We start from the raw sequence: 25676 nt of genomic DNA on the forward strand, positions 1-25676 counted from the left end.
CAGGGAAAACGATACTGAATCGTTATGCAGCAAGTTCCGATGCTCGGCCCAGTCGTCGGCCCAGGCGGCTGCCGGCGCCCCGTCCGCCTGCCCGTGGCGAACAACGCGGAGAATGGCCGATATGACGAGCCCGGCGAACGCTGCATCACCTGTGACCGATACCGGCACGATGACCGCGCAGTGGGTGTCAGATGATGTGATGCGACCGGATCGGCAGCCGTGGGACCTGCTGGTCATCGGCGGTGGCACCGCCGGTCTTGTCGCCGCGCAGACTGCTTCGAGCCTCGGCGCCAGCGTCCTGATGGTCGAGCGGGCGCGCACGGGGGGTGACTGCCTGTGGACCGGTTGCGTGCCGAGCAAGGCACTGCTCGCGGCCGCCCACGCCGCCGCTGACGCCCGTGATGCCGCGCGGTTCGGAATACGCATAGACGGCGTTCGGGTCAACTTCGCCGAGGTGATGGCGCATGTGCACGACGCGATCGTCGCTGTCGAGCCGAATGATGCGCCCGACACGGTGCGGTCGGCAGGGGTGCAGGTCGCGCACGGTGCGGCCGTCTTCACCGGTGCGGACCGGGTGCGCTTCACCGCGAACGAGGGCGGCGCCTGCCAGACCGTCCGGTTCCGGCACTGCGTGGTCGCGACCGGATCGCAGCCACGGATGCCCGACGTGCCGGGCCTCGCGGATGCAGCACCGCTGACCAGCGAAACTGTCTGGGGTCTGAGGAAATTGCCACGTCGGCTGTTGGTGATCGGCGGCGGCACCATCGGCTGCGAACTGGGGCAGGCCTTCGCCCGGCTCGGTTCGCGGGTCACGATTCTGGAGAGCGCCGACCGGTTGCTCGGACCGGAGGATGAACGATCAACGCGCATCGTGCAGGAGTCGTTGGTCCGTGACGGTGTGCGGGTGCTGACGGGGATGTCCCTGGAGCGCATCGAGGCCGGCGTCGATGTGCACCGCGCGGATCTGGCCGGTGGCCGCAGCGTCGACTTCGACGTTGTGCTCGTAGCGACGGGTCGCGCGCCACGCTCCGTCGGGCTGGGGCTGCAGGCAGCCGGAGTCGACACCGATCAGGGCGGGCATGTCATCGTCGACAAGCATCTACGGACGGGAAACCCGCGCATCTATGCCGCCGGTGACGTCACTGCGCACCCCAAGTTCACGCACGTGGCCGGCGTGCACGGCAGCCTCGCCGGGTCCAACTCCGTGCTCGGGATACCGCGCAGCGTCCCCGCCGGGGCTCCCCCACGGGTGACCTTCACGCAACCCGAGCTCGCGGCGTTCGGTGTCGCTCCGGCGGCTGCGGCAGACGACGCATCCCTGACGGTGCAGGTCATCACTCACGACGTCGTCGACCGGGCGGTCGCGGAAAAACGCACCGCCGGACTGACTCAGATCGTCCTGGACAAGCGGGGCAAGATCGTGGGCGCCAGCATCGTCAGCCCGCGCGCCGGGGAGTCGCTCGCCGAGCTCGTGATCGCCGCGCGCGGCGGCCTCGGTGCGCGAGACGTCGCGAGCGCCATGCATGCCTATCCGACGCTGAACGATGCAATCTCCAACGCGGCCATCGCCCAGGTGCGCCGCCAGTTGGGCGCTACACCGGTGCGCCTCGTTACCCGCGCTCTGGCGGCCATCCAACGCCGTCGTTCATAGACCTGGACAGCGGCACGGCTTCACGACGGCCGTGCCGCCATCTGCAGATCGGCCCGTCAGACCATGGCTGCGGCAGCTGGGTTCTGGGCCCACAAGTCCGGGCCGAAGACTTCGTAGTGGATATTCGCCGACAGGATTCCTTTCGCGAGCAGCGCGGCTCGCGCCTCCTGCATGAAGGCCAACGGACCGCACATGAAGACCTGCGCCTCGCTCGGTACGTCGATACCGCTCAGGTCCATGCGCCCGGGAAGCGCCGGATGCAACGTCGGCGCGCTGTCTGCATCGGCCTCGTACCAGTTCTGCGCGGTGGCGTCATCCATGGCGAGCACCTGGCGGCGCAGGTCGGCGTAGAGGGCGTGATCGTGATGTGTGCGATCGGCATGGAAAAGGCGCACCGTGCGGCTCGGCTGACGCCGCGACAGATCCTCCAGGACAGCCGCCACAGGCGTGATCCCGATACCCGCTGACACCAGAACGATCGGACCGTCCGACTCGTCGAGCACAACGTCCCCCGCGGGTTGACTGACATCGAGCACGGCACCGGGTGTCGCGTGCTCGTGCAGCCAGGACGAGACCTGCCCGTCGGGCAGCCCACCCTCGCCGGATACCCGTTTGATCGTCACCCGCAAAGAGTCGCCGCGCGGACCGGAGGAAATCGTGTACTGCCGCGGCTGACGCTCGCCGTTCGGTAGATCGACGGCGATGGCGATGTACTGCCCGGTCCGATGGGTCGGGGCCTCGCCGCTCACCGGCGCCAAGATGAGAGAGAAGACGTCATCGGTCTCATCAATTCGCTCGACGACCCGGTATTGACGCCACGGGTGCGCCGGGTCGGTGCCGCCGAGCGCGTAGAGCTTGCCCTCCTCGGCGATCAGCGAGCACGCGAAGAGCCAGTAGACCTCGTCCCACGCTGCGGCGATCTCCGCAGTGACCGCGTCCCCGAGGACGGTGCCCACCGCTTTGAGCAGGTGATGGCCGACGATCGTGTATTCCTGCGCCGCAATGCCCAGCGACACGTGTTTGTGCGCGATACGCGCCATGATCGGGGTGAAGTCGGGCGCGTCGGGATCGATCAGGTTCACGGCGTACGCCACCACGGACGCAGCGAGTGCCTTGGGCTGCTCACCGACCGCCTGGTTGGCCTTGTTGAAGACACGCATGAGCTCCGGGTGCGCCGCGAACATGTCGGGATAGAAGGTGCTGGTGATCTCCTCGGCGTGCTGTGCCACTACTCCTGCGGTGGCCGCGACGATGCTCTCGGACTGTGGTGACAGATTCAACTGTGTTTCCTCTTCAGGTGTTCTGCGAGACTCCCGCTCGCTGGACTGCCTTATCTTTCCTACCGGGACGCAGGTCGGCTAGGGAACAAGGTCCTGGGCCAGCGAGCGCAGCCGTGGCATGGGCAGGGGCAGGGGCAGCTCTCGGCGTAGTACCTCGTTCTCCTGCGGATCAAGGACACTGTGCTGCACGCAGGCGGGCACCAGCTCGCCGGTCTCGGGGTGGGCCATCGCGTACGAGCAGGCAGCCAGTCGCTCCTGGGTGGCCGCGATCCGTGGATCGGTGCTGATCTGCCCGGCGAGTGAGGCCCGCCACGCCGGAGCAACATCGGCCGCGTCCATGAACGAGTGCATCACGAAGGTGACCGGACGCACTCCATGGCGCAGCAGCCGACGGATGCCGACCCTGCGCACCATCCGGCCGGCCCACCCGGTCGCGGTCACGACCACCCCCGGATGCCGGGCGCACACCCGTGCGACCTTCACGGCCAACAGCGACGGGGCGGTACCCGTGAAGCTGACCCCGCCGAATCGGGCGAAGAACACGTCGCGCACGTGCAGATCACGCGGATCCTGCTCCTGCAGCACCGGGAAATAGTCCGGCCCGGCGAAGAAACCGTAGGAGGTCCTGTTGCATCGCACGTCGCCGGTCTGCAGTACCCGGAAGGGCAGCGACGTACCGACACCGGCCTCGATCTGCGCCCACACCTCGTCGCCGGTGGTATCGCCATAGGTCTCGTGCCAGCGCCGGTCATCGCCGACAAAAGCCGCCGGTTGGAAGGAAAACAGACCGAAACCGAAGGCTTTGCAGTCCCGGATCACGTGGGCGATCTGCCCGAGATTGCTCGGTGTCACCGTCATGTTGTGCGCGAGGAAGAAGCGCACCCCGTGCTCCTCGCGCAGCCGCCGGAACATCGCAGTGAACTGCTCGCGGTAGGGGTTCAGGGACGCCTCGTCCGATGGTCGCGCGATCCCGCGCCGACCGAACATCAACATGTCGAAGTGCGCCGCGAACGACAGCCGCGGTAGTCGCTTCGTCCCGTCGGGAGCAATGGCCAACGCCCGCAGGTAGTCGTAGTCGAAGTCACCATGCGTCATGCTCATCGGTTCACGACCGTGCGCCCGCATCCGGGTGAGCACCTGCGCATGCTCCTGCGGGGGCAGCAGGGTGACCTCGCCGCCGATCAGTTGCGCGTGCGCGTGCGGACCGCGCAGTCGGCGCAGCAGACCCATCTGCCCGGTCACCTCTCGCAGCGTGTGCTCGCCGTCGACTCGCACTCGGTTCGCATCCCGCGAGTGGTAGCAGGGCGTACACGCCAGGTTGCATTTCGGGAACACCCCGTGGGTGCCCTCGCAACCCACCGCGTGCTGGCCGAGGGTCTGAGCGGGCGTGCGAACACCGATCGGTAACTGACTCCACCTCGTCCGCAACGCGGCGACTGTCTCCGGGTGCACCGGCCGGGTGGCCAGCTCAAAGCGTCGCACCCAGTGCGGAAGTCTCAGTCGCACGCCGGTCATGTCCGCCACCATGTGCGCGAGTGTCGCACCGCGGGCTGACACCAGTCGCCGACCACGGCCCGATGGATGATGTTCACCCGTCATCTCAAATCCACATCGTGAGACTCAAGTCTTGCCATGTGAGAACGTCGCGACGAGGCTGACCGGGTGGACACCTACACGCACGGACACGCAGACGCCGTGCTGCAGTCGCATCGCTGGCGCACTGCACAGAACTCCGCCGGTTACCTGTTGCCGTTGCTTCACCCCGGCCTGGAACTACTGGATGTCGGGTGCGGGCCGGGCACCATCACGGTGGACCTCGCCCGGATCGTCGCACCCGGAAAGGTGCTCGGTCTGGATATCGCGAATGCCCCGCTGAACGAGGCGCGCGATCTCGCCGCCCGCGCTGAGATCGCAGTGGATTTCGCCGTCGGCGACGTCTACGACCTGCAGCTGGCCGACGACAGCGTCGACGTCGTGCACGCCCATCAGATGCTGCAGCATCTGACCGATCCGGTCGCGGCGCTGCGCGAGATGGCCCGGGTATGCCGTCCGGGTGGCGTGATCGCCGTCCGCGAGGTGGACTACGCCGCCACCACCTGGTTCCCCGCCGACGAGGGTTTGGACCACTGGCTGCGGGTGTACTCCGAGACCGCCCGACGCAATGATGCCGAGCCCGATGCCGGCAGACGGCTGCGCTCCTGGGCACACGCTGCAGGGTTACGCGACATCGCCGCCACCACCTCGGCGTGGTGTTACGCCACGGACGTCGAGCGCGCCTGGTGGGGCAACTCCTGGGCCGGTCGTGCGACAGCGTCATCGTTCGCCGAACAGGCCGTCGCCTACGGCCTGGCCACCCCCGCCGAACTGGCGGAAATAGCCGCTGCCTGGCTGCGTTGGGCCGCAGCCGATGACGGATGGCTGAGCTTCCTGCACGGAGAGCTACTGATTCGAGTCTGAAATCAGCCCGTCGACTCGGCAACGAGCGCGATGGCGATCATCACAGCCGCGAGCGCAAAATACCCCGCCCTACGCATCACCCCGACCGATGTACGCATCGCCAGAACCGCTTGGATCGCGTAATACGCGGCGAATGCCCGGGACGCGACCGCAACGATCGTGAAGGTCGGCGTGGTGGCCGCGAGCAGTACCGCTGCGCCACCACTGACCAGGTACGGCGTGGGACCACGCATGAAGCGGGACAGGCCGCTCAGATTGCCCTGCGCAGCGACCGTGTCGGCCACGGCTGCGCTGAACTGGCTGAGCACAGCCGACAGCACCAGGGGCAGAGCGAGCCATGGCGCTACCCGGCCGGTGATGTCCAGCAGCGTGTTGTCGGGCCCGGCGGCGGTCCCCAGCCCCATGACCGGGGTCGCGACCGCGACGAAACCCAGGTAGATCGAGGCCGCGACCAGCTGCGCCAATCGCGAGGCCCGGACGCGGGTTTCGGCGTCGAACCGGTCGCCGAGATACTGCACCGTTTCGAAGCCCTGGACCGTGATCACGGTCCCACCGAGCACCAGCAGAAGCGAATCGGCGGGTGACGCCGACGAGGACGATCACTGCGACGGCCGCGCACGCCACGGACCGCTCCCACAGTGCGGAGCCACCGGGGGGCGCCTTATCGGTCGACCGTGCCGCAAGTGCAGGTTCGACGACGCGGACACAGTGCCGCACCGAGGTGCCCACCACCCAGGCCACTGCGCACACTCCAGCGGCGCCGAGCAGTGACAGCGGGCCGAGCGTGCGCTCCAGCACGGGCACGATGATCAACAGGCCGGAGCCGAGGATCGACGCTAGTGTGCGGTGACCGAGGCCCGCATTACTCGAGAGGGTGTTGGCACCCTATGGACTCGCTGCCGCTGCGAGGTTGCGCACTCCTGCGACACTCAGCGGCAGCAGCACGGCAACGGCGAAGAGCGCGGCACCGTAGATCGCGACGTGTTCGGCGCCGAAGATCGCCGCCAGTGGGATCACGGCCAGTTGCCCGACCGGGATCGCCGCGTAGGAGCCGAAGTCGTCGTAGGAACTGACCCGCGACATCATCTGCGGCGGGATGTGGGTATGTCGCGCGGTGTCCCACGTGACGCCCATGAATGAGGTCCCGAGCCCGGCCAGCAGGGCGCCGACCGCGAGCACCGCCACGCCGACTCCCAGCCCGAGAAGTAGCAGCGGGAGGGCTCCGAGGGCCTGCAACATCAGACCGAAGACCAGCGGCCGACGCACGGTCAACCGGAGCATCACCACGCTCATCACGAGCAGCCCGACCGCCCGGACACTCAGCACCGCGCCCCAGCCATCCGCACCGAATGTGTGCGTCGCGATCACCGGTCCCAGGATCTGCCACACTCCCGTCTGGACGGCGTTGACGACCGTGAAGGCCGCCGTGACCGACCAGATCCAGGACGTAGACCGGAAGTAGGTCCACCCCTCGCGAAGGTCGTGAGCCAGCCCGCGGGCCGGCGCGGCGGGTCGGTCGGGCAGTGCGACGAAGAGCATGCACCACGCGGCGATGAGGAAGGATGCTGCGTCGATAAGGATCGCGATGCCGCCGCCGACGGTGGCCACCAGCACGCCGGCCGCTGTCGGGCCGAGGACTCGGGCCGCGTTGCGCGCCGATGCCAACTGCGAGTTGGCCTTCTGCAACCCCTCGCGGGCGACCAACTGCGGGATGATGCCGCTCATCGCCGGGCCGGCGAATGCCTGCGTCGCGCCGTTGATGAACGCGAGCGCCACCAGGTACCGGATCGGCTGGTCGGTGATCACGCAGAAGGCCACACCGGCTTGGGATACGCCGCTGAGCAGGCTGGTCCAGCGCAAGAGCGCATCGCGCCTGAACCGATCTGCAATACCACCACCGAAGATCGTCAGGCTGATCATCGGCACCATCGAGGCGGTGAGGACGTAGCTCAGATCGGCTGCCCGGCCGGTCATCTGCAGCACGGCGAATGCAAGCGCCACCGGAGTCATCGAGCTACCGAGCACCGAGACGGTCCGGGCTATGAAGAACCAGCGAAAGTCGTGCGACCGCAGCGGGTTCGGCGGGTTGGCGGCTGAACCCTCGGCAGCCCTCGGCGGTGTGGTCACGATGTACAGCTTGCCTATCCGGGATTGTGATGGCTAACGTTTCGCGTGGAGGCGAAATATGGGGACGTGGCAGGTACCACCCGATCTACTCGCGTCGGCGCGCTTCGTCATCTCCGCAAAAGCCGAGATCGTGACGACGCTGATCGCGCTCTTCAGACCGCGCGACGCGACTGAGCGCGCCTTCCACACCGCGAACAAGGCGGCCTACGACGCGATGCTGGATCGGTTCCCGCAGCGTCGCACGCTGCTCGACTGCAGTTTCCGACCGCGGCGCGGCGCGAAGCCCGGGTGGATCGCGGACTACCTGAGCTCACCGCCGCCCTCCCCCACGGCGAGCATCGCGCAAGAGTTGGCGTGCATCGCCGAGCTGACTGGTGACCGGATGCGCGCCGATCTGCAGGAGACCATCCAGGGCGCTCTGCCGGCCGAACTCGCCGACCTCGACCTGGCCGAGTGCGCGGTCGACCTGCTGTCGTGGGTGTGGACCCATACCCTCGAGACCGACTGGCAGCGGCGGGAACAGATCCTGCGCGCCGATATCGTCGCCCGCACCAGCCGGTTGGCGACCCACGGCTGGGCTGCCGTGCTGCATGACCTCGGTCGCGACCGGGACTGGGTGGGCGACGGACAGTTGCGGGTCAGCCGCCTCGATGTGCCCACGCAGATCCTTCCCGCAGGCGCCGATCTCTACTTCATCCCGGTGATCGGGTCTGCGACGTGGATCGGCTGGACGCAAGGACGCACGTACGCGGTCTACTACCCCGTCACCGGTCGGCTGGCGCAGACCGACGCGTCCCGCAAGGGCGGGCTGCCACTGCTGATCGGCACAAATCGGGCAGCCCTGCTGCGGATGCTCGAGCACCCGGACAGCACCACGAACCTTGCTGCCCACCTTCGCCTGCCGATCGGATCCGTGGGCAACCACCTGCGCGTGCTGCTGCAGGCGGGCGTCGTCACCCGGCGCCGGTCTGGCCGCATCGTGCTCTACTGGCGCACCCCGCTCGGCGACGCCCTCGTGGCTGCGGACGGCACGGATCAAGCGCCTGGCTGAGCGGTTGAGCGCCGGTGCAGGCGAGACTGGTCGGCATGCGCATCATCTCGCTGCTTCCGTCAGCCACTGAGATCCTCTTCGACCTGGGTGCAGGCGACGATGTCGTCGGGGTCACGTTCGAGTGCGACTACCCGGCGCAAGCTCGGGAACGCACGATCGTGTCGTTCTCGGCGATGCCGGAGGGGCTGACTCCCCGCCAGATCGATGACTTCGTGACCGCAGCGATGGCGCGCGGCGACGAGCTCTACCGGCTGGACGCCGACGCGCTGCGCGGCCTGGATGCTGATCTGGTGATCACTCAAGACCTCTGCGCCGTCTGCGCGGTGGACGTATCCACGGTTGACGATGCGCTGACCTACCTGGGATGCCGAGCCGAGGTCGTGACCCTCGATCCACACACTCTGGACGAGGTGTTGACCTCGATCGGGACCGTCGGGCGGCTGACCGGACGCTCGGCGCAGGCCGACAGGAACGTCCGCGCGCTTCGAACCCGGTTGGCTGACGTGGCCTCAGCAGTTGCGGGTCGACCTCGGCCACGGGTAATGCTGCTGGAGTGGACCGAGCCACCCTTCGCGCCGGGCCATTGGATTCCCGAGATGGTGACCGCAGCAGGCGGCGAGTGCGTGCTCGGCAGTGCGGGCCAGAAGTCCGTGCGCACCACCTGGGAGGCCATCCGTGCCGCGTCGCCCGACGTCATCGTGTCGGCGCCCTGCGGATTTCACGCCGAAGCAGCCGCCGACCTGACCCGCGAGCTACTGCCGCTGGACGTACTCCCGGACGGAGTGCCCGTATGGGCGGTCGATGCCAACTCATCGTTTGCCCGCCCCGCCGCACGGCTTGTCGACGGCGTCGAGGCGCTGGCCGCGATCCTGCATCCGGACGTCGCGCCCACAGCAGACGCGACCGGCTCCACCACCATCCGCATCCGTTGACCGGGGTGCGCTGCAGGGTGGACGCGGTCATGACAATCCAAGAACAGGTGGATGAACGACACCTCACTGAAATTGACAATCGTTATCATTAGGAGGTGGAATGGGGCCACCGCCTGATTGGCGGGATGGACAACGGATCAGGAGTAGCAATGGCGCGGTGCGCTGTAACCACAACGGCTGTTCTCGCGGTAATCGCAGCCGCCACGATGACGGGTTGTGCCACCACGAACCCGAACGATGCGAAGCCCGCACCGGCCAGCGGTTCGGGCAGTAGTTCAGGTTCGGGCAAAGTCATCCAGGTGGCTGCGAGTATCAACGCGTGGGGCAGCATCCTGACCCAGCTCGGCGGTGACCACGTCATGGCGACCTCGATCATCACCAACCCCGACACCGACCCGCACGACTACGAGCCGACCCCCAAGGACGGCACGATCATCGCGAAATCACAGCTGTTCGTGGACAACGGCATCGGCTACGACTCATGGGCCTCCAAAACCCTTGCGGCCAGCCCGAACGACGCACGCAAGGTCATCACCGTCGGAACCCTTGTGGGCATCCCCGACGGCGGTAACCCGCACCGCTGGTACTCCCCGAGCAATGTCAAGACGGTGGCCAACGCAATCACCGCCGACCTGAAAAAACTGGACCCGAGCAGTGCTACGTATTTCGATCAACAGAACAAGAAGTTCCTCACCACCGACCTGGCGACGTACAACAAACTGATCAACGAGATCACGACGAAGTACGCCGGAACTGCCGTCGGGGCCAGTGAGTCGATCTTCACCCCGCTGGCGAGCGCGCTGAAGCTGAATCTGGTCACGCCGCCCAGTTTCCTCAAGGCGATCAGCGAGGGCACCGATCCGAGCCCGGCCGATCTGGGCACGATCAAGAACCAGATCTCCGCCAAGAAGATCAAGGTCTACGTCTACAACTCCCAGAATGCCACCCCGGATGTTGCCGCCCAGGTGAAAGCCGCGACGGCAGCCGGTATCCCGGTGGCGACTGTCACTGAGACGCTGTCCCCTGCAAACGCAACCTTTCAGGACTGGCAGTCTGCACAACTACAAGCCCTGATCACCGCACTGAAGAAGGCCACCGGTAAGTGAGTTCGATCCACGAGAGCAGTACCCCGCACGTCGTCGTCCAGCTATCAGGTGCGGCGGCGGCGGTAGGTGGGCGGCGCATCTGGTCCGGCGTGGACCTGTCGATCGAGGCGGGTGAGTTCGTCGCAGTGCTCGGCCCGAACGGCGTCGGCAAGTCCACCCTGCTGAAGGCAATACTCGGTCTGGTGCCGACCGCCGAGGGCACGATCACGGTGCTCGGCGGCAAACCGGGCCACCGCAACAAGCGGATCGGATATCTGCCGCAGCGACGGGCGTTCGATCCGTCGACGCGAGTGCGCGGGGTGGACATCGTCCGGCTGGGTCTGGACGGCGACCGGTGGGGCGTACCGCTGCCGTCGTGGGTGCCCGGATCAACCAGTCATCAGACGAACGAACGTGTCGAGGAAGTCATCGACCTGGTCGGCGCGACCGCCTACGCCCGCCGCCCGATCGGGCAGTGCTCCGGCGGCGAACAGCAACGACTGCTGATCGCGCAGGCGCTCGCCTCTCGACCGGAGCTGCTCATTCTGGACGAGCCGCTGGACAGCCTCGACGTGACCAATCAGGCCTCCGTCAGTGCCCTGATCCGCGATGTCAGCCGCAGCGAAGGGGTCGCTGTGCTGCTGGTCGCGCATGACGTCAACCCGATTTTGTCCTATCTGGACCAGGTCATCTACCTCGCGCACGGTGGTGCCGTGATGGGGCCACCAGCACAGATCATCACCGCCGATACGCTCACCATGCTGTACGGCACCCCGATTGACGTGCTGCACGACCACGCCGGGCGACTGGTCGTGATCGGCCAACCCGACAGCCACTCCCACCACCACGGTGAGCACTGATGGGTGCGGGCACGCTCAGCTGGAATCTGGTGAACGACCTACGACAGTTGCTGTCCTTCCACTTCATGCTCAACGCCATGCGCGCGGGCACCGTCGTGGCGATCGTGGCGGGCGCCATCGGTTACTTCATGGTGCTGCGGCGGCAGAGTTTCGTCGGGCACACCCTGGCCGTCGCAGGTTTCCCTGGAGCCGCGGCTGCGGTCTACCTGGGATTGTCGACCGCGTTCGGATACTTCGGTTTCTGTATCGCGGCCGCACTCGTCATTGCGGCGTTGCCGGGGTCGGGTCGGGCAGACTCGGGCCTCGGCGGGTACGGCGAGGAATCTGCCGCGATCGGTACTGTCCAGGGGGTCGCGCTGGCTACCGGATTCCTCTTCGTGAGCCTCTACCAAGGCTTCTCCACCAGCCTGACGAGCCTGCTCTTCGGCTCGATCATCGGCATCACCGACGACCAGGTCATCACCCTGCTGATCGCCGGCACCGTCTGCCTGGTTGTTCTTGTCGTCATCGGGCGACCATTGCTCTTCGCGAGCGTGGACCCCGAGGTGGCGCGTGCCAACGGGGTTCCGGTCCGATTGCTCAACGCCGCATTCCTGCTGGTGCTCGCAATGGCTGCCGCCGGCACCAGTCAGGTGACGGGCAGCCTGCTGGTCTTCGCGCTGCTCGTCGCGCCCGCCGCCACTGCCAGCCGGTTGACCGCCCGGCCCTCGGTGGGGCTGGCCCTGTCCATCGTGATCGCGCTGCTCGTGGTGTGGGTGGGCGAAGGAATCGCATTCTTCTCGCCCTACCCGATCGGCTTCTGGGTGACCACGCTCGCGTTCGCGCTCTTCCTGCTCGCCACCGTCTACCGCGCAGCATCGGATGTCCGGGGTCGGCGCCGACTGCGCCCGGACTCTTCGCAGGCGGCTGCGGCGTGAGCGGCTTTCTCGGCGCCGACTACATCCAACATGCGCTGCTGGCCGGAACCGCGATCGCGTTGCTGTCGGGCCTGGTCGGCTACTTCGTGGTGCTACGCGGACAGGTCTTCGCCAGCGACGCACTCTCGCACGTCGCCTATACGGGCGCGCTCGCCGCTCTGGCCGCTGGGTTGGACCTGCGGTTCGGGCTCTTCGCCGCCTGTATCGGCGTCGGTCTGATCCTGGGTGTGCTCGGTGGGAAGGGCGGCGGTGACGACGTGGTGATCGGTACGACCTTCGCCTGGATTCTCGGGCTCGGCGTCTTCTTCCTCGCGCTCTACACGACGCATGCCTCGACGCAGACCGGCGGCGCGAACGTCAACGTGCTCTTCGGTTCGATCTTCGGGATCAGCGCCTCGGACGCACGTACCGCTGCGTGGATCGCACTCGGCGGCATCATCCTGCTGCTGGCCATCGCGCGTCCGCTGCTCTTCGCCAGCCTCGACCCGGCGGTCGCCAGCGGTCGCGGCGTACCGGTGCGGGTGCTCGGCCCGGTATTCCTGGCCCTGGTCGGGGTCACCGCCGCCGAGGCCAGCCAGGCGGTCGGCGCGTTGCTGCTGTTCGGGCTGGTTGCGGCTCCCCCCGCCGCAGCCCAACTGCTCACGGCCCGCCCGTGGCACGCGTTCGCGCTCTCCGGGGTACTCGCCGTCGCCGCTGTCTGGATCGGCATCGTCATTGCTTATGTCGCCCCGGTGCTGCCGGTGAGCTTTACGATCATGATCACGGCTGCGTTGATCTACACCGGCGCTGCGGCGCTCGCTGCAGCCCGCCGGCGGCATACCCGGGCGGCTGCCGCGTTTGCGTCGCTGGCGACGCAAAAATAGGCCGAGCGGCACTATTCAGGCGCGTTTGCGTCGCTGGCAGCGCAAACGCGCGAAGTGGAGTCGCCGATCAGGGCTGCGAGTGCTCGGGACAGAGTCCGAAAAGTTCGACTGTGTGGGTGATCTGCGTGTAGCCCGCTGTTGCCGCGACCCTGTCCGCCCAAGCCTCGACCTCGGGACCGGAGACCTCGACGCTGCGCCCACACTCCCGGCACACGAGGTGGTGGTGATGAGCGTCCTCACCGTCGGCGGAGTGCGGACCACACAACCGGTACTGCGCCTCCCCTTCCGCATTCAGGACGATATCGGCGCGATGGGTGTCGGCGAGCAACGACAAGTGGCGGTAGACGGTGGTCAGCCCGATGCGCATCCCGTCTCCACGAATGACGGTGAACAACTCCTGGGCGGTCCGGAACCCGTCGGCGTCGGCGAGCGCACCCTCGATGGCCTGGGCCTGGCGGGTATTACGCTGCCGACCTCTTGCGGGAGCCTCCGCCGGGGCAGGCTGCCCATCTCCGACCTCGTCCACGTGCGCCCCTCTGTTGTCGGAAAGTCCTTCGCCGCACCGTACCTCGACCACAAATCCGAACGGACCGCCTTTCCGATAGCCTCCTGGGGGCGCGGCCGCGCCCCAGCGATCGAAAGAGCATTGAATGAGCCTGCGCCGCGCCCGGATTCTCGCCGGATCGACTGGAATAGCCACGCTCCTCGGCATGGGCGCAGTGGCCGTGCCGGCAGCACACGCCGCACCATCGCCCGCAGCCATCTCTCCTTCGTGTCAGATCGCGACCATCGGCTACGGCGATACCGGTGCGTTGGTCAAGGCGTGGCAGTGGCGCCTGCACAGTCGCTGGGTCGCGCTGAACAGCACGTTCGACCCGGCGACACTGACCATGACCAAATATTTCCAGACAACCCACGGATTGCCGGCGACCGGCGTGGTCGACCCGACGACCTGGAGCGCGATCGGCTCCTACCCCGGTTGTTCCAGCGTGCCGGCCGCGTCACTGGTCACCCGGTACGTCACCGCAAATGACACGCGCGCGAATATCCGGACGGCGCCCAGCTACAGCGCCGCCATCATCGGTTCCTACCCCGGCCGGTCCCAGGTGACCGGGGTGCTGGCCGGGGACTGGCTGCAGACCAGTCGCGGATACGTCAACCAGGGCACGCTCACCACCACCTCGGACCCGTCGGACACCAACGGCAGGATTGCGCTGAGCTCGATGTGCGAAGTGCCGCTGGCATGGAACGCCGCACACTCCTTCGACCCCGGCTACACCAAGAGCGCTCAGCGCTACCTCAACTGTTACGCGCTGGTGGGTCTGAATCAGCTGCAGAACGCCTACCGCGCGAAGTTCGGATCGTGGGCCGCCATCGATCTGACCTATCGTTCGTTCGCCGAGCAGCAGTACTGGTACAAACTGCTCGGCTTCCCGCAGGCCGCTGTGCCCGGCACGTCCAACCACGGATACGGCCAAGCGGTCGACTTCGAGGAGGGTGACGCCACCAACCCTGTAAGCCCCTTCGACTGGGGCCGGCCCGGGAACACGTGGTTACAGGCCAACAGCGAGCGTTATGGCTTCGTCAACCCCTTCTCATACGGCACTTTCGGGGAGAGCTACCACCACAGCTTTGTGGGTTGAGCGACGATAGAGGCGTCGTAACCCCGAGCTGACCCGAAGGACACCAAGACGATGACCCTGCAGATCGACAACTTCAAGCGAGTGACCGGCCTGGCGACGGGAATGATCGCCGCCGGTCAGGTGGGGTCGTTCATCGCCGGTCGGGTGATGGGCCGCCGCGACACGATCGACGTCGTCTGGGGTCCCGGGCTGTCGGCGATCGCCCTCGTCGGCGCGGCTGCCGGCACGGGTGACCGCACTCGCCGGACGGCGCTCGCTGCAGGCCTGACTCTGTGGGGCGGGCGGCTCGGCAAGCACATCGTCGAGGGCATCGCGGGCACCGACAAGGAAGACCCGCGGTACACCGAATTACTTGAGGGTGTCAGCCCGGCGCAGCAGTTCGTGAAACTGCACCTCACCCAGGCAGCCGCTCAATGGTTCATCTCGTTGCCGGTGCAGATCGTCGCCGCCAGCGGCCCGCCGCGCGGCTGGCGTAAGGCACTCGTGCCGGTGGGCTTGAGCGTGATGGTCGGCGGGATGATCTGCGAAGCCGTCGCAGACAAGCAGAAGAACGACTGGAAGAAGCGCGACAAGGACGAACGTCCCAAGGTGATGGATGAGGGTCTGTGGAGCTGGTCGCGGCACCCGAACCATTTCGGCGACGCGTGCGTATGGACGGGCGTGTATCTGGTGGCGGCCTCCTCCTCACCGGGTGAATTCACCCTCCTGTCGCCTGTCGCGATGGGTTATTTCCTGGTCGTCGCGACGGGCGCCCGGCGGATGGAGAAGAAGATGGAGAAGCGACCTGAGTACCGCGAATACCAGGACCGCGTCTCCTTCTTCATCCCGTTGCCGCCCAAGAAGTAGCTCCCTGCAGACAGGGGCTGCCTACTGGGTGGGCTGCGGGGATTCGGTGACCGTGGTGGTTTGAGTTTCCGTCTGGGTCTGTGTCTGTGTCTGCGTGGTGGTGGACGGCTCGCCGGTTACCGTCGTCGTGGAGGTAGCCGCCGATGCCGAATCGGTCACCGTCGACGGGGTGCTCGTGCTCGTGACGGTCGTGGTCGAGCCCGCGCCAGGGGATTTGGTGGACCCGGTGCTCGAGCTCAACAGGAACCCGACGACCCCGCCGACCACCAGAGCCAGCGCGATCCCTCCGGTCAGCACCCCGCCGCCGATCCCCGAGCGGTCCGGCGGCGGGGCAGGGGCGTATCCGCGGTTGTCGTCCTGATACGGCTGCTGCGGGGGCGGATTGTTGTACGACTGCGGCTCCGGCGAGCGCCCCTGCGGGATGCGCTGGGTGCGGTCCGGGTCTCGGTCGTCGTAGCCGCCATCGGGTCCATAACCGTTGCTCATGTCATTCACCCTGGCACGGACGGGCCGTCACCCGCCATTCCACCCAGCCCAGCGCGGCACAGCTGATTCACTGCCCAGCAGAACTCGTCAGCTGCTTCTGCACGGCGAGCGCGGCGGCACGAGCTTCCGGATCCGATGCTGCGACTCGATGAGAGGGCGACGCAACGACGGAGGGCCGCATCGTGTGGTGAGGGGTGAGCAATAGCTACACCATCAGCACACGATGCGACCCTCGTCGCGTGGAAGGGATCAGCTCTCCGAGGAGTTCGCAACTCCGCTCTGGATCTGTTCCATCACCGTGGAGTCGGCGAGCGTGGTGACGTCACCGACGTCACGTTTCTCGGCCACGTCGCGCAGCAACCGCCGCATGATCTTGCCCGACCGGGTCTTCGGCAACTCGGCCACCACGAGGATCGACTTCGGCCGCGCGATGGCGCCGATCTCCTTGGTCACGTGATCGCGTAGTTCTTTGATCAGGGCCTCCGGCGCTTCCCCGGCGCCCTTCAATGCCGACTCGCGCAGAATGACGAACGCGTTGACGGCCTGACCGGTCTGCTCGTCGGTCGCACCCACGACCGCCGCTTCGGCCACCTTCGGGTGCGACACCAGCGCCGACTCGATCTCGGTGGTGGACAGTCGGTGACCAGACACGTTCATCACGTCATCGACCCGACCCAGCACCCACACGTCGCCGTCTTCGTCGAGCTTGGCGCCGTCACCGGCGAAGTAGTAGCCCTTGTCGGCGTACCGCATCCAGTAGGTCTCCTTGTACCGCTCGTCGTCACCCCAGATGGTGCGCAACATGGCAGGCCACGGCTTGGTGATCACCAGGTAGCCGCCGTTGCCGTTTCCGACACTGTTGCCGTCGTCATCCACCACATCGACGGTGACGCCCGGCAGCGCCTTCATCGCCGAGCCCGGCTTGGACTGGGTCACCCCGGGCAACGGGCTCACCATCAACATGCCGGTCTCGGTCTGCCACCAGGTGTCGACGACCGGCGTCTTGCCGCCGCCGATCTGGTCGCGGTACCAGATCCACGCCTCCGGGTTGATCGGCTCACCGACCGATCCGAGCAGTCGCAGGCTCGTCAGGTCGTGCTGCGCAGGGATATCGCGGCCCCACTTCATGAAGGTACGGATCGCGGTAGGCGCGCAGTACAGCGTGGTGATCTTGTACTTGGCGATGATCTCCCACCAGCGACCCTTGTGCGGGCTGTCCGGAGTGCCCTCGTACATCACCGACGTCGTGCCGTTGGCGAGCGGGCCGTAGACGATGTAACTGTGTCCGGTGACCCAGCCGATGTCGGCGGCCGTCCAGTAGACGTCGGTCTCGGGCTTGAGGTCGAAGACCGCGTGGTGGGTCCACGACGTACCGACCAGGTATCCGCCAGTGGTGTGCAGGATGCCCTTGGGCTTGCCCGTGGTGCCCGAGGTGTACATGACGTAGAGCGGGTGCTCGGCGTCGAACGCCTCCGGGGTGTGCTCGGTGCTGGCCTTGTCCACTGTGTCGTGCCACCACACGTCGAGCTCGTCGTTCCAGGCGACGTCCTGGCCGGTGCGGCGTACGACGAGCACGTGCTGTACGCCGTCACACTGCGCCACGGCGTCGTCGACCGCGGGCTTCAACGCCGACGGCGACCCCTTGCGGTGGCCGCCGTCGGCGGTGATGACCACGTGTGCGTCGCAGTCCTCGATGCGGTCACGCAGCGCCGATGCGGAGAACCCACCGAAAACGACGGTGTGCGGTGCGCCGAGGCGGGCGCACGCCAGCATTGCGACGACGGTCTCGGGAATCATCGGCATGTAGATCGCGACCCGGTCGCCGGTCTTGACGCCCAGGTCGATCAGCGTATTCGCGGCCTGGCAGACCATGTCCTTCAGCTGCGCGTAGGTGATGTCGCGGGTGTCATCCTCCGGCTCACCGACCCAGTGGTAGGCGATCCGGTCACCGAGACCGGCCTCGACGTGCCGGTCCACGCAGTTGTACGCCGCGTTGATCTTGCCGCCGACGAACCATTTCGCGAACGGCGGGTTGTCCCAGTCGAGCACCCGATCCCACTTCGTGTCCCAACTGAGCCGCTCGGCGGCCTTGGCCCAGAAGGCATCGGAGTCCGTCTCCGCCTCGTCGTACGCTGCTGCAGTCACGTTGGCGTGCTCGGCGAAGTCAGCGGGCGGGGGAAAGCGACGCTCCTCGTGGGACAGATTCGCCAGGGTCTCGTTGCTCATCGGGTGCTCCTCATGATCTCGGGACTAGTGGTCGTCGGTCAGCGGGGGCCGACCGGCACCAGCGGCTTCTTGTGCGTGAAAGCCACAATGCCAGCAAATGATGCGTACCACGCCGCGAGCGCAGTTGCCAGGCCGAAGTATCCGCCTGCCTTGTGGATACCGTCGGAACCGGCGAATTCGCCCCATGCAAGGAGGAAGAAGGTAATGGTCAACAGGGCGAAGACCGCGAGGAGCGCAATGCTGATCTTGCTCGCTCCGACAGTCATGTACAGCGTGAAGATTCCCCAGACCAGCAGGAACAGACCGACACCCTTACCGACGTCACCGGCAGGCACCTTGTCCAGGTTGGAGTGACCGGTCAACCACCAGAACGAGACCCAGAAAGCACCGTAGGACACGAACGCCGTCGCGCCGAAGGTGTTGCCCTTGGCGAACTCCCAGATGCCGGCGATGAACTGGCCGATGCCGCCGTAGGCGAGCGCGAGGCCGAAGACGACGGGCTCGACGGTAGCCGGCACCCAGCCGGCGTTGACCGCGCTGAGCACGGCGGTGGTGAGAGCGAAGGCCGCGAGGCCGAGGGGCGCGGGGTCGGCGATATGCGCGCCCGGCTTGAGCTCAGGGGTTGGGTCGGTAGTGGACATTGAGTGTCTCCTGCGGTCATGAGGTTTTCCAGGGGCGCATCGCCACTGCACGGACAACCGCAACCTAGGACGCACCGCACTCCCGGGGCTGCCGTTCTACGCCCGCACTCGACGAGCGGCAGGATCCCTGCGTTGTGTGCTGGGTCACACTGCGATGAACGGTAGTTTCCACGCGACGAACGGCGCGCGCTCAGCTCGTCGAAACGCTGTTGAGAACCGTCAGTGGTGAAAACCCTCGGGGCCGCTGGCGGCGATCGTGGGCTGCGCACCGGCGTCGAGATGCTGGATCGCAGCGTCCAGGTGCTCCAGTAGCAGTTCGGCGAGCGTATGACTGAAACCGTTACGGCAGACGATCCGCAGCACCGCCAGATCCGTCCGATCGGCCGGGAACCGGTAGGCCGGCACCTGCCAGCCGTGTTCGCGCAGCGCCGTGGAGAGCGCGAACACGTCCCACCCCTTCACGTGATCGGTGGTGGTGAAGGCGAACACCGGCAGCTCATCCCCTTTGGTGATCAGCTCGAACTGCGGGTGTGCCGCGATCCTGGACGACAGGTAGGTCGCCACGTCCCGGCTGGCCTGATGCACCTCGCGGAAGCCTTCCCGGCCCAGCCGGAAGAAGGTGTAGTACTGCGCTATCACCTGTGCGCCGGGCCGCGAGAAATTCAACGCGAAGGTCGGCATATCGCCGCCCAGGTAGTTCACGTCGAAGACGAGTTCCTTGGGCAGCAGATCCTCATGGCGCCACAGCACCCATCCGACACCGGGGTAGACCAGTCCGTACTTGTGCCCGGAGGTGTTGATCGAGGCAACCCGAGGAAGCTGGAAGTCCCACAGCAGATCCGGGTCGACAAATGGCGCGAACAGCCCTCCGGAAGCTCCATCCACGTGCATCGGCACATCCGGCCCGCCCGATGCAGCCAACTCGTCCAGCGCGGCGGCGATCTCGGTGACCGGTTCGTAGCTACCGTCGAACGTGGAGCCGAGGATCGCGACCACCCCGATGGTGTTCTCGTCGCAGTACGCCGCCGCCGACTCCGCATCCAGGTGGAAGCGGTCCCCGCTCATCGGCACCATCCGGGGTTCGACGTCCCAGTAGCGGCAGAACTTCTCCCAGCACACCTGCACGTTCGCGCCCATGACGAGGTTCGGTTTACGGCTGGGGTCAGCGGTGGCCGCGACCCAGCGGCGCTTCAATGCCATTCCGGCGAGCATGCAGGCTTCGCTCGATCCGGTGGTCGAGCAGCCGGTTGCGTGCTCCGGGTCGGGCGCATGCCACAGATCGGCCAGGATCGCGACGCAGCGTCGCTCCAGCTCGGCGCTCTGGGGGTATTCATCCTTGTCGATGATGTTCTTGTCGAGGCAGTCGGTCATCAACGCCGTTGCCTGCGGCTCCATCCAGGTGGTGACGAAGGTGGCCAGATTGAGCCGGGAGCTGCCATCCAGCATCAGCTCATCCCTGATCAACTGAGCGGCGACGTCTGCCGGGACGGGCCCCTGCCGGAGCCTGGAGGCGGGTGGCTCCAGAGACTCACCGAGAGCAGGATTTGCCGAAGTCATCAGCGCATTGGAGGTGCGTCCGGCGTGGGATCGGTGATGGTGCGCACCTGAGTGAAGAGGCATGCCCGTTACTATCGCGCCCAACCCTGGGCGTTGCGCGCAGACGCCGTCCGTAATACGGTTGTCTGTCAGCTAATATTCAGCTACTTCCCATCCCCGATGCCGTGGCGCACCGGATTTTCCCGAAAGCAGAAGACCATGATCCGTCGTGTCGCCGCAGCAGCTGCGCTACCCATGATCGCCGGGCTGGGCATCGCCCTCGCGGCGCCCGCCCACGCCATCACCGACCACACCACCTCGGGCAGCACCACCCCGGGCCACAGCGCGCAGCGCCAGGCAATGCAGCATCAGTCGCTGCAGCGCGCCGCAGCAAAGATCAAGGCGAACAAGACGAGTGCGGACTCCCCGTTGGACGGCCCCTTCTACGGAAGCTGCCGGCTGATCGTTCCCACCACCGCGCGCGTGGTGCAGGACACCTTCGAGGTTCCGGTCAGGGTCACCGGCGGGTGTGCACTGCACCCCGGCCCGCTCGCGATCTGGTACACCGGGCCCAGTTTCGAAGACGCCACCGACGGCATCATCTTTGCCAATGAAAAGAGCTCCACCTGGGATCTCTACCGCGAGACCCAGCTCGGCACGCGCACCTGGAAGGCATATGGCGCGATCGACGAAGCCGGCAACAGCTATTCCCAGGACACCCCGAAGACCACCGTCAAGGTTGGTTCGTGGTCTGGTCTGCAGACCAGCCGCTCGGGCAACAAGGTAACGCTGGCCTCCCGCACGGTGCGGTACGCCACGAGCTTGGACCGCAACATCGCGTGGGCCGATGAGTCGGGCACGATCCAGTACCGCGCGAACTCCGGGTCGGCGTGGACCAACCTGAAGACGTTCAAGACCAACTCTGCGGGCGCCACCAGCTACAGCTACAACACCTCCCAGACGCGCGACTACCGCGTGGTCTACAACGAGAACCCCTATATCTGGGGTTCAACCAGCCCGACCTCGCGCCGCTGACACCAGCTGCCGAGCCAGAAAGTCAGGCGAACGCGCGCGCTTTGTTGAGCGCGCGCGTTCGTGCATCTCGCCCTACCGGCTGCGGGCCAGGTCGAGGTCCTCCGGGGTATGCAACCGCACCATCGTGCGTCCGACGTGCGCGGGCATCCGCGAGCGCGTGGCCAGTGACACCCCGATCATCGCGGCGAAGGCCAGCGGCACGGTGACCAGCGCTGGTTGGCTGATCACTGCACCGAGCGCGCCGCCGGGCTCGCGCCCCAGCAGCACCACGATCACCGCGGTCACCGACGAACCACCACCCACGACCAACCCTGCGATGACTCCTGCAGCAGTCAGCCCGCGCCACCAGATGCCCAGCAGCAGCATCGGCGCGAAGGTCGATGCGGCGACCGCGAACGCCAACTCGACGGCTTGCGCGACCGCGACCCCGGTCGCGGCCACCGTCAGGATCAACGCGCCGACCGTCGTCAGTACCGCGCCGACCCGGAACGCACGCACGCCGGCGAACCACCGCCCCAGTAGGTCCTGCCCCAACACCCCGCCGATGGAGACGACCAGCCCCGAGGATGTCGACAGGAACGCAGCAAACGCGCCTGCCCCGAGCAGCGCGCTCAACAGGTCTGCGCCCATCCCGCCGAGCATCCGGCGCGGCAACTCCAGCACGACGGTGTCCGTCTGCCCGCTGCCGACGAGATCGAATGCGAAGACCCGGCCCAGCACCCCGTACACCGTCGGTAGCAGGTAGAACACGCCGAGCAACGCGAGCACCCGCACCGTCGTACGCCGCGCGGAGCGCCCATCGCGGTTCGTGTAGAACCGCACCACAACGTGCGGCAGCCCCATCGTGCCCAGGAAGGTCGCCAGGATCAGCGAGTAGATGAGGTAGTTGTCATAGGGGCGTTGCATCGGCTCCAGCCAGTCGCTGGACTGCAGCCCGCCATGGGTACCCGTACGCGTGCTCCATACCCGCAGCAGGAAGAAGAGGGGTAGCAGCAGCGCCGCCAGTTTCAGCCAGTACTGGAAAGCCTGCGCGATGGTGATGCTGCGCATCCCACCCGAAGCGACGACGACCATGACCACGAGTGCGACGACGATGGCGCCCACAGCATCGGGTGCGCCGGTCAGCGCGTGCAGCGTGAGACCCGCGCCGAGTAGTTGCGGCACCAGGTAGAACGCGCCGACCAGCACCACGAGCACGCTCGCAACACGCCGCGCGACCAGGGACTCGACGCGGAACTGAGCGAAGTCCGGCAGCGTGTAGGCCCGCGAACGGCGCAGCGGCGCAGCGACGAAGACCAGCAGCAGCAGATAACCGGCCGTCCATCCGACCGGATACCAGAGCGCATCGACGCCATGGGCCAGGATGAGCCCGGCCACCCCGAGAAACGATGCAGCAGAGAGGTATTCCCCACTCACCGCCGAGGCGTTCAGTCCGGGGCCAACGGTGCGTGAAGCGACGTAGAAGTCACTCGTCGTGCGCGAGAGTCGAAATCCGAAAATGCCCACTGCGAGGGTCGACCCCACCACCAGCAGCACCGCCGTGATGGCGAGCACGACGAAGGTGCTCACGGATCACCCGCGCCCGCGCGTTCGCCGACCAGCTCGCTGAAGAGCGCCTCGTGCCGGTCCGCGCGCCAGGCGTAGGACATACCCAGGACCCACAGGAAGGGGTAGACCAACCCCCCGAGCAGGATCCACGGCAGCGGGACGCCGATGACCTCGGTCCGTCGAGCCACTGGGAACAGCGCGAAGATCAGCGGAAGCGAGCCGAGCGTCAGCACCAGGATCGCGACGGTGCGCACCGCCAGACGCAGCTGCGCGCGCATCAGCGACTGCACGTAGACCTCGCCGACCGAGGATCCGGCATCGATCTCGGACGCGACTGTGGTGCTGCGCGGACGACCGGTCAGCGGCCTGGTCACCCGCACCCGACGCGGCGGATCGGACGGGGTCGGCACACTCATCTGAGGCTGCTCACAGCGGCTCCGGCAACTGCATCCGCAGCGCCTCGCGCACCTGCGCCGTGTGTCGCCGGCTGACCGGCAGCAGCACTCCCCCGACCACGACGCTGGCCCGTCCGTCCTCGACCCGCACCTGCTCGATGTAGCGACGCGCGACCAGCACCGAGCGGTGGATGCGCAGGAATCCGTGGGCGGCCCACCGCTGCTCCAGTGAGGTCAGTGGCAGTCGCACCAGGTGGCTGTCGGACGCCGTGTGCAACCGGGCGTAGTCGCCGTGCGCCTCGACGTACCGCACCTGGGAGCGCTGCACAAAACGGGTGACCCCGCCGAGCTCGACCGGGATGGTCTCGTCGGTATCACCGCCGCCAAGTTGACCGGACACCGCGCCGCCACTCACATCACTGCCTGTATCGCCACCTGTATCGCGAGCTTCGAGGGCCCGGCGTACGGCCTCGCGCAGGCGCTCCTCACGCACCGGTTTGAGCAGGTAGTCCACGGCAGCCAGCTCGAATGCCTCCACGGCGTGCTCGGTGTGTGCGGTCACGAACACCACCCGCGGTGGCTCGCGGAACTGCTGCAGCACCGCCGCAAGCTCCAGTCCGTCCAGCCCCGGCATCGCGATATCGAGGAAGACCGTGTCGACCGGATCTTCGCGCAGGCCCCGCAGAGCCTGCGCGGCAGATCCTGCGACCGTGATCTCACCGACCCGCTCGTCCCGCCGCAACAGGTAGGCCAGTTCTGCACGAGCCGGCTGCTCGTCGTCGACGACCAGCGCCCGCAAGGTAGCGCTCACGGACGCACCCCCACCGCGAACTTCGGCACCCGCAAGGTGACTTTCGTGCCCGCACCCGGTGCCGTCTCGACGACCAGGCCGTAGTCGTCGCCGTACGCCGTACGTAGCCGCGCATCGACGTTACCGAGCCCGATGGAGTCCATCGAGGCATCACCGGCGAGCGCTCGGCGGACCCGTTCGGGATCTTCACCCACTCCGTCGTCCTCGATGTAGATGACGGCTTCGCGCGACTGGTCCTCGGCGTGGATGGTGATATGGCCACCGTCAACCTTGTCAGCGATGCCGTGGCGCACTGCATTCTCAACGAGCGGTTGTAGCGATAGGACTGGAACTGTCACGGTGAGCACCTCGGGGGCGATGAGCAGAGTGACCTTCAGACGGTCGCCGAAACGGGCCTGCTCCAGGATGAGATAGCGCTCGACGTGGCGCAACTCCTCCTGCAGCGTCGTGTACTCCCCCAGACGCTGCAGCGAATACCGGGAGAAGTCGGCGAAGTCCAGCAGCAGCTCGCGGGCACGGTCGGGATCGGTCCGCACGAACGAGGCAATTGCGTTGAGTGCGTTGTAGACGAAGTGCGGGGAGATCTGTGCGCGCATCGCCCGCACCTCGGCCTCCATCAGCCGGGTCCGTGAGGTGTCGCGCTCGGCGAGCTCCAGTTGGCTGGAGATCCATGCAGCGACCTCGGTGGCCGCGCGTACCAGGCTCGCCGAGGTGCTCTCGGCGAAAACCTGCAGCGTGCCGACCACGGTGTCCTGGACCACCAGCGGGCATACGACCGCCTTGCGTAACGGGCACCCGGCCGCCTCGCAGTTGAAGGACCGGTGATCGTGGACGCTCGTCCCACCATCGAGGATGACGCGACTCGCGAGTTCGGCGGCCCCCGCAGCATGAGCAGCCTCACCAGCGCCGTCCCAGGCCAGCAGGCCCTGCGTATCGGTCAGTGCAGCAGCTGTCGCGGGCAACAAGCTCCGCACGTGCCGGACCGACTCACCTGCCGACTCGGCACTGAGCCCACCCCGTAAGGCACCCGTCATCAACGTGGCGGTGTGCAGGGTCTGGAACGCCGCGCGATCGGCGGTGTTACCGAGCGGCGCGAGCCTACGACGCAAGCGCATGATGACCACCGATTCACTCTAGGGCGCGATCCCCGTGCTGCCGGGCTGACTACGCAACCCGGCAGCTGAAAGTGTCGGGCCTTTCGTCCCTGCCGGGACCAGTGCTCCTCCGACAAGCTGGAAGTCAACCCTCCGCCGGACCGGGTGGCAGGGAACCCACCGGAGGTACTG

The 25676-nt window shown here is 66.9% G+C and carries 24 protein-coding genes; 11 read left to right on the forward strand and 13 right to left on the reverse strand.

Annotated features, from left to right (window positions below; all coding sequences use genetic code 11):
* Window positions 1-121 precede the first annotated feature (121 nt).
* The gene (locus V3G39_01300) at window positions 122-1651 is read left to right on the forward strand and encodes an FAD-dependent oxidoreductase (protein ID XAS76698.1); all 1530 of its coding nucleotides are present in this window, start codon (window positions 122-124) and stop codon (window positions 1649-1651) included.
* Window positions 1652-1707: 56 nt separating this feature from the next.
* Here V3G39_01300 and V3G39_01305 read toward each other — a convergent pair whose 3' ends face one another.
* Window positions 1708-2931 carry a globin domain-containing protein gene (locus V3G39_01305; GenBank protein ID XAS76699.1) on the reverse strand — a complete coding sequence of 408 codons (1224 nt, stop codon included), beginning with the start codon at window positions 2929-2931 and terminating at the stop codon, window positions 1708-1710.
* Between the two features lie 78 nt (window positions 2932-3009).
* Window positions 3010-4446 carry a hypothetical protein gene (locus tag V3G39_01310; protein XAS76700.1) on the reverse strand — a complete coding sequence of 479 codons (1437 nt, stop codon included), beginning with the start codon at window positions 4444-4446 and terminating at the stop codon, window positions 3010-3012.
* Between the two features lie 147 nt (window positions 4447-4593).
* Between V3G39_01310 and V3G39_01315 the strand changes: the two genes are divergently transcribed.
* Complete coding sequence (locus V3G39_01315) at window positions 4594-5388, forward strand: methyltransferase domain-containing protein (protein XAS76701.1); 795 nt, start codon at window positions 4594-4596, stop codon at window positions 5386-5388.
* A 2-nt stretch (window positions 5389-5390) separates the two neighbouring features.
* Here the strand turns inward: V3G39_01315 and V3G39_01320 are convergent, their stop codons facing one another.
* Together V3G39_01320 and V3G39_01325 are read right to left on the reverse strand one after the other, a co-directional pair.
* A complete protein-coding gene (locus V3G39_01320; GenBank protein XAS76702.1) occupies window positions 5391-5933 on the reverse strand; it encodes a hypothetical protein in 543 nt (180 codons plus the stop codon).
* Between the two features lie 340 nt (window positions 5934-6273).
* Window positions 6274-7515: an MFS transporter gene (locus V3G39_01325; protein XAS76703.1), complete on the reverse strand. Its 1242-nt coding sequence runs from the start codon at window positions 7513-7515 to the stop codon at window positions 6274-6276.
* A gap of 58 nt (window positions 7516-7573) precedes the next feature.
* Between V3G39_01325 and V3G39_01330 the strand changes: the two genes are divergently transcribed.
* From V3G39_01330 to V3G39_01355, 6 genes are all read left to right on the forward strand, one after another.
* A complete protein-coding gene (locus V3G39_01330) occupies window positions 7574-8566 on the forward strand; it encodes a helix-turn-helix transcriptional regulator (GenBank protein ID XAS76704.1) in 993 nt (330 codons plus the stop codon).
* A gap of 35 nt (window positions 8567-8601) precedes the next feature.
* A complete protein-coding gene (locus V3G39_01335) occupies window positions 8602-9498 on the forward strand; it encodes a cobalamin-binding protein (protein ID XAS76705.1) in 897 nt (298 codons plus the stop codon).
* Window positions 9499-9593: 95 nt separating this feature from the next.
* Window positions 9594-10604 (forward strand): zinc ABC transporter substrate-binding protein, encoded by a 1011-nt coding sequence (locus V3G39_01340; GenBank protein XAS76706.1) that lies wholly within the window; start codon window positions 9594-9596, stop codon window positions 10602-10604.
* Window positions 10601-11443, forward strand: a complete 843-nt coding sequence (locus V3G39_01345; protein ID XAS76707.1) for an ABC transporter ATP-binding protein — start codon at window positions 10601-10603, stop codon at window positions 11441-11443. The genes V3G39_01340 and V3G39_01345 overlap by 4 nt, the downstream gene beginning before the upstream one ends.
* Window positions 11443-12360 carry a metal ABC transporter permease gene (locus V3G39_01350; GenBank protein XAS76708.1) on the forward strand — a complete coding sequence of 306 codons (918 nt, stop codon included), beginning with the start codon at window positions 11443-11445 and terminating at the stop codon, window positions 12358-12360. Before V3G39_01345 ends, V3G39_01350 begins: the two co-directional genes overlap by 1 nt.
* Entirely contained in the window at window positions 12357-13223 is an 867-nt protein-coding gene (locus tag V3G39_01355; GenBank protein XAS76709.1) for a metal ABC transporter permease, read from the forward strand. The genes V3G39_01350 and V3G39_01355 overlap by 4 nt, the downstream gene beginning before the upstream one ends.
* A gap of 67 nt (window positions 13224-13290) precedes the next feature.
* Here the strand turns inward: V3G39_01355 and V3G39_01360 are convergent, their stop codons facing one another.
* Window positions 13291-13749, reverse strand: coding sequence for a transcriptional repressor (locus V3G39_01360; GenBank protein XAS76710.1), 459 nt, complete (start codon window positions 13747-13749; stop codon window positions 13291-13293).
* Between the two features lie 124 nt (window positions 13750-13873).
* Here V3G39_01360 and V3G39_01365 point away from each other — a divergent pair, with 124 nt between their 5' ends.
* A complete protein-coding gene (locus V3G39_01365; protein XAS76711.1) occupies window positions 13874-14866 on the forward strand; it encodes a D-alanyl-D-alanine carboxypeptidase family protein in 993 nt (330 codons plus the stop codon).
* A gap of 51 nt (window positions 14867-14917) precedes the next feature.
* Window positions 14918-15712 carry a DUF1295 domain-containing protein gene (locus V3G39_01370; protein ID XAS76712.1) on the forward strand — a complete coding sequence of 265 codons (795 nt, stop codon included), beginning with the start codon at window positions 14918-14920 and terminating at the stop codon, window positions 15710-15712.
* Window positions 15713-15733: 21 nt separating this feature from the next.
* Here the strand turns inward: V3G39_01370 and V3G39_01375 are convergent, their stop codons facing one another.
* From V3G39_01375 to V3G39_01390, 4 genes are all read right to left on the reverse strand, one after another.
* On the reverse strand, window positions 15734-16198 hold the full coding sequence (locus V3G39_01375) for a hypothetical protein (GenBank protein XAS76713.1): 465 nt from the start codon (window positions 16196-16198) through the stop codon (window positions 15734-15736).
* Between the two features lie 249 nt (window positions 16199-16447).
* On the reverse strand, window positions 16448-18424 hold the full coding sequence (gene acs, locus V3G39_01380) for an acetate--CoA ligase (protein ID XAS76714.1): 1977 nt from the start codon (window positions 18422-18424) through the stop codon (window positions 16448-16450).
* A 38-nt stretch (window positions 18425-18462) separates the two neighbouring features.
* Entirely contained in the window at window positions 18463-19065 is a 603-nt protein-coding gene (locus V3G39_01385) for an acetate uptake transporter (protein ID XAS76715.1), read from the reverse strand.
* A 219-nt stretch (window positions 19066-19284) separates the two neighbouring features.
* A complete protein-coding gene (locus V3G39_01390) occupies window positions 19285-20622 on the reverse strand; it encodes a glutamate decarboxylase (GenBank protein XAS76716.1) in 1338 nt (445 codons plus the stop codon).
* A gap of 198 nt (window positions 20623-20820) precedes the next feature.
* Between V3G39_01390 and V3G39_01395 the strand changes: the two genes are divergently transcribed.
* Entirely contained in the window at window positions 20821-21636 is an 816-nt protein-coding gene (locus tag V3G39_01395) for a hypothetical protein (GenBank protein ID XAS76717.1), read from the forward strand.
* Between the two features lie 72 nt (window positions 21637-21708).
* Here the strand turns inward: V3G39_01395 and V3G39_01400 are convergent, their stop codons facing one another.
* From V3G39_01400 to V3G39_01415, 4 genes are read right to left on the reverse strand one after another with little or no spacing between them, the layout of a single operon-like run.
* A complete protein-coding gene (locus tag V3G39_01400; GenBank protein XAS76718.1) occupies window positions 21709-23205 on the reverse strand; it encodes a cation acetate symporter in 1497 nt (498 codons plus the stop codon).
* Window positions 23202-23600, reverse strand: coding sequence for a hypothetical protein (locus V3G39_01405; GenBank protein XAS76719.1), 399 nt, complete (start codon window positions 23598-23600; stop codon window positions 23202-23204). Before V3G39_01405 ends, V3G39_01400 begins: the two co-directional genes overlap by 4 nt.
* A 10-nt stretch (window positions 23601-23610) precedes the next feature.
* Window positions 23611-24390 (reverse strand): LytTR family DNA-binding domain-containing protein, encoded by a 780-nt coding sequence (locus V3G39_01410; protein ID XAS76720.1) that lies wholly within the window; start codon window positions 24388-24390, stop codon window positions 23611-23613.
* The gene (locus tag V3G39_01415; protein XAS78156.1) at window positions 24387-25505 is read right to left on the reverse strand and encodes a histidine kinase; all 1119 of its coding nucleotides are present in this window, start codon (window positions 25503-25505) and stop codon (window positions 24387-24389) included. Before V3G39_01415 ends, V3G39_01410 begins: the two co-directional genes overlap by 4 nt.
* Between the last annotated feature and the right edge of the window lie 171 nt (window positions 25506-25676).

Source organism: Dermatophilaceae bacterium Sec6.4, assembly GCA_039636865.1.
Classification (GTDB): domain Bacteria; phylum Actinomycetota; class Actinomycetes; order Actinomycetales; family Dermatophilaceae; genus Allobranchiibius.